This is a genomic window from Mycobacterium kyorinense (genome assembly GCF_002101735.1).
In the GTDB taxonomy this organism is placed as follows: domain Bacteria; phylum Actinomycetota; class Actinomycetes; order Mycobacteriales; family Mycobacteriaceae; genus Mycobacterium; species Mycobacterium kyorinense.
This window is the reverse complement of record NZ_LQPE01000170.1, coordinates 1-12316: the sequence shown is the minus strand read 5'-3', so window position 1 is coordinate 12316 and position 12316 is coordinate 1. Positions and strand designations below refer to the sequence as shown.

At 63.3% G+C, this 12316-nt stretch carries 10 protein-coding genes; 5 read left to right on the top strand and 5 right to left on the bottom strand.

Annotation, left to right across the window (positions count from 1 at the left end):
• Positions 1 to 566: 566 nt before the first annotated feature.
• From AWC14_RS25655 to AWC14_RS25645, 3 genes are read left to right on the top strand one after another with little or no spacing between them, the layout of a single operon-like run.
• Positions 567 to 1814 carry a PPE family protein gene (locus AWC14_RS25655; protein ID WP_045373630.1) on the top strand — a complete coding sequence of 416 codons (1248 nt, stop codon included), beginning with the start codon at positions 567 to 569 and terminating at the stop codon, positions 1812 to 1814.
• 37 nt (positions 1815 to 1851) lie between these two features.
• The gene (locus AWC14_RS25650; RefSeq protein ID WP_057003517.1) at positions 1852 to 3267 is read left to right on the top strand and encodes a PPE family protein; all 1416 of its coding nucleotides are present in this window, start codon (positions 1852 to 1854) and stop codon (positions 3265 to 3267) included.
• 18 nt (positions 3268 to 3285) lie between these two features.
• Positions 3286 to 3585, top strand: a complete 300-nt coding sequence (locus tag AWC14_RS25645; RefSeq protein WP_045373624.1) for a PE family protein — start codon at positions 3286 to 3288, stop codon at positions 3583 to 3585.
• Between the two features lie 31 nt (positions 3586 to 3616).
• Here the strand turns inward: AWC14_RS25645 and fdxA are convergent, their stop codons facing one another.
• Both fdxA and AWC14_RS25635 read right to left on the bottom strand, forming a co-directional pair.
• Positions 3617 to 3943 (bottom strand): ferredoxin, encoded by a 327-nt coding sequence (gene fdxA, locus AWC14_RS25640; RefSeq protein ID WP_045373621.1) that lies wholly within the window; start codon positions 3941 to 3943, stop codon positions 3617 to 3619.
• A gap of 59 nt (positions 3944 to 4002) precedes the next feature.
• On the bottom strand, positions 4003 to 5358 hold the full coding sequence (locus AWC14_RS25635) for an FAD-dependent oxidoreductase (RefSeq protein ID WP_045373618.1): 1356 nt from the start codon (positions 5356 to 5358) through the stop codon (positions 4003 to 4005).
• A gap of 467 nt (positions 5359 to 5825) precedes the next feature.
• On the opposite strand from AWC14_RS25635, the gene AWC14_RS25630 reads away from it, so the two are divergent.
• Together AWC14_RS25630 and AWC14_RS25625 are read left to right on the top strand one after the other, a co-directional pair.
• Positions 5826 to 6776 carry a LysR family transcriptional regulator gene (locus AWC14_RS25630; RefSeq protein ID WP_045373615.1) on the top strand — a complete coding sequence of 317 codons (951 nt, stop codon included), beginning with the start codon at positions 5826 to 5828 and terminating at the stop codon, positions 6774 to 6776.
• Between the two features lie 166 nt (positions 6777 to 6942).
• A complete protein-coding gene (locus AWC14_RS25625) occupies positions 6943 to 8328 on the top strand; it encodes an IS1380 family transposase (RefSeq protein WP_428839009.1) in 1386 nt (461 codons plus the stop codon).
• A 251-nt stretch (positions 8329 to 8579) separates the two neighbouring features.
• On the opposite strand, the gene AWC14_RS25620 is transcribed toward AWC14_RS25625, so the two are convergent.
• Genes AWC14_RS25620 through AWC14_RS25610 form a run of 3 tightly spaced genes read right to left on the bottom strand, consistent with a single transcriptional unit; the run spans position 8580 to position 11697 of the window.
• Positions 8580 to 9293 (bottom strand): sirohydrochlorin chelatase, encoded by a 714-nt coding sequence (locus tag AWC14_RS25620; RefSeq protein ID WP_045373612.1) that lies wholly within the window; start codon positions 9291 to 9293, stop codon positions 8580 to 8582.
• Positions 9290 to 10033, bottom strand: a complete 744-nt coding sequence (locus tag AWC14_RS25615) for a phosphoadenylyl-sulfate reductase (RefSeq protein ID WP_045373609.1) — start codon at positions 10031 to 10033, stop codon at positions 9290 to 9292. Before AWC14_RS25615 ends, AWC14_RS25620 begins: the two co-directional genes overlap by 4 nt.
• Positions 10030 to 11697, bottom strand: coding sequence for a nitrite/sulfite reductase (locus AWC14_RS25610; RefSeq protein ID WP_045373607.1), 1668 nt, complete (start codon positions 11695 to 11697; stop codon positions 10030 to 10032). The genes AWC14_RS25615 and AWC14_RS25610 overlap by 4 nt, the downstream gene beginning before the upstream one ends.
• Between the last annotated feature and the right edge of the window lie 619 nt (positions 11698 to 12316).

Sequence of the window (12316 nt, the reverse complement as noted above, 5' to 3'; positions counted from 1 at the left end):
GGAGCCAACGACATGCCCGCACTCACCGCCTAACCCACCGGATCACGCAGCACTACACCACTTCCCGGGACTTGACCAGCGGGCGAGCGTTTTGACCGCCCGCGGCGCCCTGGTGAGCCGCCGTTGTTCGGTGACGCGTTGCCCGAGGCAGGCCGTCCATGCCTGCGTGGGTGGAAGTAAGAGCTGCAGGATCCCGCGATCAATTTTCCGAGGCTCGTCGTGGTCGACGCCACTGTTATTCACAGCTACCTAGCAGCACCTTACGGGTGGTTTCCCGGGATTGTGTTTATGTCGAACCTTCATAATCACCAAACGCGGGGAACCGTTCGCCCGAACGTCGGCGACAGGTACGTGGCGGTTTGCCGGCAAACCAATACCGATCACATACAGATCGGCGAAGGGAAGTAGCGATCGACTGGCCAGCGCCTGCCGCGTGGTTTTCGCGTAAGGCATCAGCAGGGACGCCGAAGCTGGGGTTTGACCGACGATCCTGGGGGTACAGTTGTCGGCGGATACTGTGACCTAAGTCATGTGCGGCTACGTGAATGCAGAGAAGAGGTGAGGCGATGGATTTCGGGATGTTGCCGCCAGAGATCAACTCCGGCCGAATCTATGCCGGTCCCGGGCCGGGGCCGATGCTTGCCGCTGCGGCGGCCTGGGATGTACTGGCCGCGGAACTGCAGTCCGCCGCGGCGTCCTACAGGTCGGTGATCTCCGGGCTGACTGCCGGGTGGCACGGTCCGTCGTCGGCGACGATGGCAGCCGCGGCCGCACCATATGCGGCGTGGATGAGTGCGACCGCCGGCCAGGCTGAGCAGACTGCCAACCAGGCGAGAATGGCGGCGGCCGCCTATGAGACGGCGTTCGCGGCCATCGTGCCCCCGCCGGTGATCGCCGCGAACCGCGCTCTGCTGATGTCACTGATCGCGACCAACTTTTTGGGTCAGAACACCGCCGCCATTGCGGCCACGGAGTTCCACTACGCCGAGATGTGGGCCCAGGACGCCGCGGCGATGTACGGCTATGCCGGCGCGTCGGCCACCGCCGCGCAGGTGAAACCCTTCACCCCGCCGCCGCCGACCACCAATCCGGCCGGGACGGCCGGGCAAGCTGCCGCCGTTGCCCAGGCGGCCGGCACGGCCGCCGGCGCCCACGCGCAGACGCTGCCCCAAATGATGTCCGCAGTGCCGCAATCGCTGCAGAGTTTGGCCTCACCCGTATCGTCGGCGGCGCCTGCTGCCGCGGCTGACCCGCCGTCGCCGCTGATGACAATTGACAGCTTCATCACGGGGCCGTTATCGCCGGCGTCGTTGTTCACTATTGGCGGCGTCCCGTATCTCTTGGGCATACAGGGTTACCTGTTGCCCCAAGGCGGGGCGAACCTGACGGCGGCGGCCGAAAGGGTCCGTCGGGACCAGATGAAGTTGGTGCAGTTGGGAATCGAGCCCGAAGACGTTGCCTCCGGGCCACGTTTTGTGGGCTCAGGAGGTGGGGCGGTATCGGCAGGTATGGGCCGCGCCGGCTTGGTCGGGGGGTTGTCGGTGCCGCAAGGCTGGGCCTCCGCCGCGCCGGGCATCAGGACCGCCGCCGCGATGTTGCCGGAAGCCAGCCTGAGTGCCGCCCCGGCGGCACTCGCGGCAGAGGGCCAAGGAAGCCTGTTCAGCAATATGGCGCTATCGAGCCTGGCCGGACGGGCCCTCGTCGGTACCGGCGGTAGTGGCGGTACCGCTGCCCGGTCGGTGGGGGTGGGTGGCAGCGCTGATGCGGGACAGGCCACCACCGCCAACATATTCGTGATATCCGAGGACGATTAGCCGCCGCTGTGGCAGTGAACAAATAAGGGATGTAGCAATGTATTTCGCAGCATTACCACCGGAGATCAACTCCGGTCGCATGTATGCCGGTGCGGGGTCGGGGTCGCTGCTTGCCGCCGCGGCTGCCTGGGACGGGCTGGCCGCCGAGCTGCGTAGCACGGCGGCCTCCTACTCCTCGGTGATCGTGGGACTGACTGCCTCGTGGCAGGGTCCGTCGTCGGTGTCGATGGCAACCGCGGCCGCCCCCTACGTGGCGTGGATGAGCACCACCGCCGCGCAAGCCGAGCACACCGCCGCGCAGGCCAGGGCCGCGGCGGCCGCCTACCAGACCGCGTTCGCGGCGACAGTCCCGCCGTCCGCGATAGCAGCCAACCGAAGCCAGCTGGCATCGCTGGTGGCGACCAACGTCTTCGGACAGAACACGGCGGCGATCGCGAGCACCGAGGCCCAATACGGCGAAATGTGGGCCCAGGACGCCGCCGCGATGACCACGTATGCCGGTCAGTCGGCGGCGGCTACGCAGGTGACGCCGTTTAGCCCGCCGCCGCAGACCACCAACCCGGCGGGCACCGCCGGCCAGGCCGCTGCTGTCGCCCAAGCCACCGGCACATCGGCCGGCACGAACGCGCAGTCGGCACTCTCACAGCTGATGTCGGCGACGCCGCAAGCGCTGCAAAGCCTCGCCACACCTGCCGCGGCTGATCCGCCCGCGTCGCCGCTGTCGTCACTGGCGAGTTTTCTCAGCAGCCTCGATTCATCCCCGTTGGCGACGATCGCTGGGAATGTCGAGCTGATACCCAAAGCTATCCTGCCGGCCAACGACATCTTGATCAGCATCATCATGGGCTTGGTGATCGGGGGACGGACCCTCAGCGACCAAGCGGTCTCATTAGAGGCGCCGCTGTTTGCGCAGCTTGGCACAAGCGCGCCCGCGTTGGGGGCAGGCCTGGCTGGCGGCGGCTCCGCGGTATCGGCCGGTATGGGCGGCGCGGGCCTGGTGGGGGCATTGTCGGTGCCGCCGAGTTGGGCCGCAGCGACCCCGACCGTCACGCTTGCCGCTTCGGTGCTGCAGGGCGCCGGCGCGGCTGCCGCACCGGCGGTCACGGCGGAGGGCGCGGGAACCGTGTTGAGCCAGATAACCTTGGCGAGTTTGGCCGGAGGCGCTCTGGGCGGCGCTGTGCCGCGTGGCATTAACGTCGCTGCGGTACGGCGCGGCCGGCCCAACCCCGGCAAAGACAACGCAAAGGGCGAAGACAGCCAGACGCCCAACAAACTCAAGCAAGTCCTCGCCGAGGCGTCGCAGAAACCGGAGTCGGTGCAGCATTGGCACACCGACAAAGAGCACCTCGAGAGTTTGCTGGATCAGCTGTCGAAGAAACCGGGCATCCACGCGGTGCACGTGTCCAAACGTGGCAAGAATAAGACAACACCGCCCAAGACGACCTGGGGATAACTGGAGAGGATTGGCCAAATGACTTTTGTCACAACGCAACCGGAGATGCTGACAACAGCAGCCGGCCAGTTGCAGAGTATCGGCTCAGCGATGTCTGCTCAGAACGACGCCGCAGCAACGCCGACCACAGGCGTGGTTCCCGCCGCCGCCGATGAGGTGTCAGCGCTGACGGCTGCACAATTCGCCACGCACGCCAGCATGTATCAGGCTATTAGTGCACAAGCGAGTGCAATCCACGAAATGTTTGTCAACACTCTCGGCGCCAGTGCCGGATCGTACGCGGCTACCGAGGCCGCCAACGCGATCGCGGCGAGGTAGTAGGGCTACTGCAAAATCCGGGCTAAGCGATCTATGCGCTTTCGGCTTTGCTATCAACGTTTTTGACCGCGATAGGGTCGTTGTCGGTGGGTCCGATTTTCGCTGCACCACCGGGGGAGCCGAGTTCCGCAAAGAAGTCTGCGTTAATCTGGCTGTACCCGGCCCACTGCCCGGGCAGGTCGTCTTCATAGTAGATGGATTCCACCGGGCACACCGGCTCGCAGGCGCCGCAGTCGACGCACTCGTCCGGGTGGATATAGAGCATCCGACCGCCCTCATAGATGCAATCGACAGGGCATTCCTCGATGCATGCCTTGTCTTTAATGTCGATGCAGGGTTCGGCGATGACGTATGTCACGATACGTGTCCTTCCTTTTTACTATCAATGGAACCGGCGCCGCGTTCGCTGGACCGGAATTAGGTATGTCCGATCCGCAGTAACCCGTCCAGGCTGGGCAGTTTGACGCGTGGCCGCCCGTGCGGTCTACCCGCCGAACGCTCGTACTCGTCGATCAGTTTCCAGTGTGCTCCGGTGACCAGCTTGGGCTGTCGCGATGTCAGCCACTCGGCGAGCTCCTTGGTGTGGTCGGGACCGTAATTGGCCCGGCTGGCCCGTGACAGGTCATCCAGCAGCGTGTTGACGGTGTCCTGGGAGTCTTTCTTGTTGGTTCCGATTACCCCGGACGGTCCGCGCTTGATCCAGCCGACGACGTACTCGTTACGACTGCCGGCCACCCGGCCGTTGGTGTTCGGGATGGTTCCTGTGGACTCATCGAACGCCAGGCCCGGTATGCGTACACCGCGGTAGCCAACCGATCGCACCACCAATCGCACGGCCAGTTCTTCGCGCGCGCCAGTGTCTTTGGCCACCATCCGCCCGCTCTCGTCGCTGATCAACTCGTTGCGTCCAAGCACAATCCGCTCGACCTTTTGGGTGCCCTTGATCTCGATCGGCGATGTCAAGAATCGCAACACGATTCGACGGTGTCCTGGGCGCGGCTCGCGGCTGGCGTAGTCTCGCAATAGCTTGAGGTTCTGCCGACACGTCTTGCCCACTGCGGCCGCGTCGTCATCGCTGATTCCCTCCAACTGCGCCGGATCAACCACCACGTCGACCCCGTCGAGCTCACCCAGCTCACGTAACTCCAGGGTCGTGAACGCCGTCTGCAGCGGGCCTCGCCGGCCGGTGATCACCACTTCGTGGATACCGCAGTGACGCAACGTTTCCAGCGCGTGATCGGCGATGTCGGTCTGTGCCAGCACTTCGGGGTCGGTCACTAAAATGCGGGCGACGTCGAGGGCGACGTTGCCATTGCCGACCACGACGGCGCGCCCCTCGGACAAGTCGGGTGACAAGTGCTGAAAGTGCGGGTGAGCGTTATACCAGCCCACGAAATCGACGGCGGCGACGCTGCCCGGCAAATGCTCACCGGGAATACTCAGCGACCGATCCGATTGCGCCCCAACGGCATAGATCACGGCATCATAGCGCTGCGCGAGTTCGGCAGCTTCGACGTGCTGGCCCACGACAATATTTCCGAAAAAGCGGAAGCGGCGATCTTCGGCGATCTTCGCGAACTGCGTGCTGATCGACTTAATCTTGGGATGATCAGGCGCCACACCGGAACGCACCAGCCCCCACGGCGTCGGCAGCATCTCTAGCATGTCTATGGCGACCTCGTGCTGGGCAGACGTGTCGGCGAATTTCAGCAGCGATGCCGCCGCGAAAAAGCCCGAGGGACCGGAACCCACGATCGCAATATGATGAGGCATACTCACTGCGCCTCGGTTGTTGGACGGCTCATGGCTCTAATGGTTGCTGTCTCGAAGTCCTATCGGTAGCGGTGCGCGCATTGTGGAGTCACAAGACACCGTTGTGTCGGCGTACTTTGTATAACGTTCCGTAATCCGAGCACAACTATGCCCGGGCGACAACAGGCTGGCGGTAGCTTCGGAAAACGTGGGAATTTGGTGAATATCGGCTGTGAATATATTCCTGCGAACGCAACCGACACTTTGCTGCATGCGGGAGTCCCTCGTCCTACCGCCCATTGGCAAATCTGAAATGCGCTAGCCGGCAAGAACATTCGGCTAGAGCGGTGGTCGTCGAATCGTCAAAGGCTCAACCACTTTGTCTGATCGTGCTCAACGGGAGCAGCGACCTACTTGCAGGTCCGCCGTATAATGATGAACAGGATTCGTGAAATATACAAAAGGCCGATTTTTTTGACTTGATTGACATGGTGCTCAGTTCTCGCATGCCCGAACTCGCTTCGCTCGAAATCTTTCTGGCGATCGCTAACACAGGCAGTCTCGGCGGTGCCGCCCGCGAACTCGGGTTGACCCAACAAGCGGTGTCAGCGCGGCTGGCATCGCTGGAGGCCCAAATCGGAGTGGTGTTAGCCATCCGGACCACACGCGGCACACAACTGACGCCCGCTGGTGCTCTCGTCGCCGAGTGGGCAGCCCACTTGGTTGAAGTCGCCCACGAGGTCGACGCCGCCCTGGGCTCGCTGCGTGCGAAGAGCCGCCAGCGACTCAAGGTGGTGGCTAGCCAGACGATCGCGGAACAACTCATGCCCCGTTGGCTAGTATCTTTGCAGGCTGCGGTGGCCCGGCGCGGCGGCACCGCTCCCGAAGTGGTTCTGACCGCCACGAACAGTCTCAACGCCATTGCTGCGGTTCGCGACGGCAGCGCCGATCTTGGATTCGTCGAAAAGCCCGGCCCGCCTCGGGGATTAGGCAGCTGTATCGTGGCGCACGACGAGCTGGTCGTCGTTGTGCCGCCGGATCACAAGTGGGCTCGGCGCTCAGGACACGTGAGCGCCGCCGAACTCGCACAAACACCGCTAGTTACGCGCGAGGTGGGCGCTGGTATACGCGACAATTTGACAATGGCGCTACGTCGAGCCCTCGGTGAAGACATGCAGCAAGCTCCCCCTGTGCTCGAATTGCCTTCTGCTGCAGCGGTACGCGCCGCCGTCCTCGCGGGTGCGGGGCCGGCAGTGATGAGTCGGCTGGCAGTTGCCGATGACCTAGCTGTTGGTCGTCTGCGTGCCATCACAATCCCCGAGTTGAAACTGGGGCGACCGCTTCGAGCCATCTGGGCGGGCGGGCACAACCCTCCCGCTGGCGCGATACGAGACTTACTCAGCCACATCAATTCCAGCACACGAAAGTCCCGCACATAGGAATCGTCGGTGCCGATTCACGGCCTCGCCGACTAACGGGACTGCCCGGTAGTTCGAGTTTCATGCCGCGAGCCGGGTTTCGGTAATGCACTAGCCCGGATTTTGCAGTAGTTGTGGGCGACACGGGGTGTAGATAGCGGAAAGCCCTTCTGTTGCAAGGGAAACTGTGGTTACCAACCATAACAGTCCCTACAACAAGAAGGGCATTTCCGAGGTGAAGGTTACCGCTGGCCGTCCGCGTGTGGTCGTAACTACTGGTGGGCGGGGTGTCGTGGCGCACGTCGGGGCGCGGTTATTGTGCGAGCTGGCCGATGGGGTCGGGCTGACCAAGGGGTTATCGGCCGCAATGGCGCCGACCAAAAGGCGCGGCCGCGGCCATGACCGGGGCCGGGTGCTGACCGATTTGGCGGTGGCCATCGCTGACGGGGCGACCGCGATCACCGACCTGCGGGTGCTGGCCGATCAGCCCGATCTGTTCGGCCAGGTGGCCTCGGCGGCTACGGCGTGGCGAGGCCTGGATGCCACCGACGCCGAGGCGCTGGCCCGGATCGCGGCCGCCCGAGCGCAGGCGCGTGCTGCGGCCGGGGCGGCGGGCGCCGATCCTGGCTGGTATGTCATCGATATCGATGGGGTGCTCATCGACGCCGACTCCGACGAACAGCACGCCGCGCCAACTTACAAACACGGGTTCGGGTTCTACCCGCTGCTGGCGTTTCTCGATGGCACCGGAGAAGCGCTGGCCGGGCTGCTGCGGCCCGGCAATACCGGCTCGGGCACCGCCGCTGATCACCTCACCGTCTTGGAGGCCGCGCTGGCGCAGTTACCGGTGGACCCAGCGCGGCGGCAGGTGATCTGCCGCACCGATGCCGGCGGCACCAGCCACGATCTGGCCGCGGCCTGCCGCGAGCGGCGAGTGCAGTTCATCGGCGGGGTGCGGCTAAGTGCCCAGCTGGCCGGGATGGTCTTGACATTGCCGCGCTCCCGTTGGCAGTCAACAGTTTCTGCCGACGGTGCCGAGATCCGAGAGACCGGTGAGGTGGCCGAGATCACCGACCTGGTTGAGCTGGTGGGCTGGCCAGCCGGCACCCGGATGCTGGTACGCCGCGAACAACCCCACCCCGGCGCGCAGTTACGCTTCACCGATGTCGATGGCTACCGCTACCAGCTGTTTGTCACCGACCTACCTGAGGCAGATCTGTCCTATCTGGAAGCGCTCTATCGCGGCCGCGGCCGGATGGAATGCGCCATCCGCGACGCCAAAGACACCGGGCTGGCCAACCTGCCCTCCCATGACTTTTCCATCAACAGCGCATGGCTGACCTTGGTGCTCATCGCCACCGACTTGCTCGCCTGGACCAAAGCACTCTGTCTCGACGGCGAACTGAAAACGGCCGAACTTAAACGACTGCGCTACACCCTGCTGCACACGGCTGGCATGCTCGTGCGCTCAGCGCGGCGCACCACGCTGCGGCTGGCCGCCGCCTGGCCATGGGCCACCGACCTGCTCACTGCGTTTACCCGACTACCTGGATGGACCCCAGCCCCCGGTTAAACAGACCTACATCACCCATCGCCGCCCTCGTCGATGTGCCCGAGGTAGATGAAAGCTGTTCCTGCACAGCAACGTTGATAAAACGCGCCCTGAATCAACCCAACAACGGCACGTCGAGCGATCAATCCGCTCAACAACGTTGCACCACACAACCCTGACCAACCTCCACTGCAATCGACACAGGCGGCAACGCCCGCAATCACCTACCGAAGGGCCTTACTGCAAAATCCGGGCTAAGCGTTTGCCGGAGTTCAGGCCGCGGCTTGGCCGGCCAGCGCTTGGTCGTAACGGTCCAGCACCGTTTCAGCTACCAGCCGGTGCGCGCCCAAAGGGGCAGCCATCGCGATGCCGGCCGCTCGCGCGTAGGACTGCACTCGGTCGGGCAGCAGTCCCGGCGCCAAAAACCACGGCGCGATTGCCAGACGTCGGGCACCGCGGCGCCGCAGTTGATTGACGGCCTCGGCCACCGACGGCCGCGGGCCAGTGACAAAAGCCGTTGTGGCAGCGGCCCACCGGGTGCCCATTGCAAGCTTGGCCGCCACCGTTGCGGTACGCGCGTTCGCTGCGTGATCCGACGAGCCAATCGCCACAACCACCACACCTAATCCGTCATCATCGGAAACCCCGCACTGGGCGAGGCGTTCGCGTAGCACGGACACCAGCCGATCATCCTCACCCAAGACATCGGCCTGCCGTACCCCATGTATAGCCGCGCTAGCGATCTGCTTCGGGATATCCACGCGGGCATGATAGGCGCTGGCCAGCAGCAGGGGAGACACCACCGCCTGGCGGGTATCCGGCAGGCGGCTAAGCACGTCGACCAGGTTCGGTGAATTCTGTTCCAAGAATGCGATTCGCACGTCGATGTCCACACGCATACGCGCGACCCGGCGTGCTATAGCGCGCACATTGGCGGCCGATCTCGCATCCCTGCTGCCATGCGCGGTTAGCACAAGCGTGTTCATGCGCTATGCAATCCGCATTCGGTCTTCGACGTGCCCTTCCAACGCCCGCTGCGCGGATCAGCGCCCTCAGCCGGCTTGGCGGTGCAGGGGGCGCAGCCGATCGACGGATAGCCCTCGTCGACAAGTGGATTGACCAGCACATTATTTTCCGCAATGTAATCCGCCACGTCTTGGTCGGACCATGCGGCCAGCGGATTGACCTTCACTAGCCCGAAATGCTCGTCGAAACAGATCACCGGGGCATTAGCGCGGGTCGGTGCCTCTACCCGACGTAGCCCGGTCACCCACGCCGAATACCGGCTCAGCGTTTTGGCCAACGGAACGACCTTGCGTAACCGGCAGCACTCGTTGGGATCACGGGCGAACAGGTCCTTGCCCAGCATTGCGTCCTGCTCGGCCACCGTGTGCTCAGGAGTGATATTGAGCACCCGCACATCGTAGACGGCCTCGACTGCATCGCGGGTACCGAGGGTTTCCGCGAAGTGATAACCGGTGTCAAGAAAGAGCACCGGCACACCGGGGCGCACCTTTGACGCTAAAGACACCAGCACCGCGTCTTGCATGTTGGAGGCCACCACGTAATCGCATGTCGCCCATCCGCGTGGCCCGTCGAAGCCGCCGAAATGCTTCTCGGTCCAGAGCAACAGCTCGATGGCACTGGCACCATCCATCTCAGCCGCGCCGCGTGCAGCCAGCTCGCGTAGTTCCGTTTCGGTGTACTCGTTCGCCTGTCCGGTCATCGGAGCTCCGCCTCGTCCACGCGCATCGCCCACTGCGCAAACCTTTCGCCATCGTCGCGTTGTTTGATGAAGTTGCGCACGACCCGGTCGATGTAGTCCCCGAGCTCCTCGCTGGTGACCTTGTGCTGGCGCAGCTTTCGGCCAAATCCGCTGTCGAGGCCCAAGCTGCCGCCCAGATGTACCTGGAAGCCCTCGACCGACTTGCCGTGGCCGTCGTCGACCATCTGACCCTTGAACCCGATGTCGGCCACTTGTATGCGAGCGCATGAGTTCGGGCAACCGTTGATGTGGACCGTGATCGGCACGTCGAGCTGTGCATTGACGTCCCCGAGCCGCTTTTCCAGTTCGGGCACCAGAGTCTGGGCGCGCACCCGTGTTTCGGCGAAAGACAACTTGCAGAACTCGATACCAGTACAAGCCATCAGGTTCTTTCGCCAGTGCGACGGCCGCGACGGCAGCCCCAGCGCATCGAGACTGGCCACCATCTCGTCGACCCTGTCGTCCGGCACGTCCAAAATGACCAGCTTCTGATACGGAGTGAACCGTGCCCGATCCGATCCAGCCCGTTCCATCAGATCGGCCACCGCACACAATGTGGTGCCCGAGACCCGGCCGGCGATCGGTGCGACCCCAATCGCGTTGAGACCGTTCTTCAATCTCTGCACCCCGACATGGTCGATCGGGTGCTCGACCGGCTCGGGGGCCGGGCCGTCGATGAGCTTGCGACCGAGATATTCCTCTTCGAGAACCTTACGGAACTTTTCAATACCCCAATCCTTGATCAAGAACTTCAGCCGGGCCTTAGAGCGCAGCCGCCGGTAACCGTAATCGCGAAATATCTTCGTCACGGCCTCCCACACATCGGGCACCTCGTCCAGCGGCACCCAAACGCCGACCCGCTGGGCCAGCATCGGGTTGGTGGACAATCCGCCACCAACCCACAAGTCCATCCCCGGACCGTGCTCGGGATGTTCGACGCCGATGAACGCGACGTCATGAGTCTCGTGCGAGACGTCCTGCAATCCCGATATCGCGGTCTTGTACTTGCGGGGCAAGTTCGCATACTCGGGATTGTTCATAAAGCGCCGCAAGATCTCGTCGATCGCAGGCGAAGGGTCGAGCACTTCGTCGGGCGATTCACCGGCCAGTGGCGAACCATGGATGGCGCGTGGGCAGTCGCCACAGGCCTCGATGCTCTGCAAGCCGACCAAAGCCAGACGGCGCCAGATCTCGGGGACGTCCTCGATTCGGATCCAATGAAATTGAACGTTTTCCCGATCGCCGATATCGGCGGTGTCACGGGCGAATTCTTTGGAGACTTCACCCAGCATACGCACGGTGGCAGCCGACATCGGCTTGCCATCGGAGCGCACGCGCATCATGAAGTATTTGGCCTCGATCGTGTCGATGTTCTCGTCGCCCGTCCAGGTGCCGTCGTAGCCCTGCTCTCGCTGCGTGTACAGACCCATCCAGCGAAACCGCCCGCGCAGATCGGTCTTCTCGATGCTGTCGAAGCCCTGCTTCGCATAGACGTTCAAGATGCGTTCCCGCACGTTCAGCGGTGCATCATCGTGCTTGATCTGCTCGGTATCATTGAGCGGTTCACGCTCACCGAGCGCCCACTGGCCCTCACTACGTGTCTTAGCAGCACGAGGTGTGCTCATCCGTGCCTTTCTCCTTCACAACGATTGCCGGCGTGCACCACACACATCACCGGAAGTTCCTTCCCGCGAGACCAGCTCGGCCGGATGCCGGCCATATCTCTACAAGCTCAGGACAACCGGCCGTTGCTTCCCTTAGCTCGTGGCATCATGCTGTCGATAGTCCATTACCTGCGAGACCGTCAGTAGAGACCTAACTGTTGTGACGCCACAACAGTTCGTTGTGTGCGATTCGTGGCGGCCCTCTGCCGGGAACGATTGTGCAGGCTCAACATCCAGAGTGGCTTTGTCGCGGATCATGCAAGGCCGAAGGATAAGGGAATGTTCCCCGAGGACCTCCTGCCGATGTGGCCAGGAGATAGGTGTCGTCTGAGTAACATTGGTCGGCATAACTTTTCGCGCCGCATCACGTGACTGAACAAAGCCGTCGGGCAAGATCGGCGTTGAGCCAAGATCGACTTCATTTCTCATTTCTCGCGACCTGCACAGCCGGCGCATATCGCTGGTGGCACCCGGGAAGCTAACGGCGAATCGCCTTACACTCGAGTTGAGTCCCGCATAGTGGTGTAGCGCGGTTGCTGGGTTCGTCATCGTGTCGGTGATGGACGTAAAGCGGCCACCG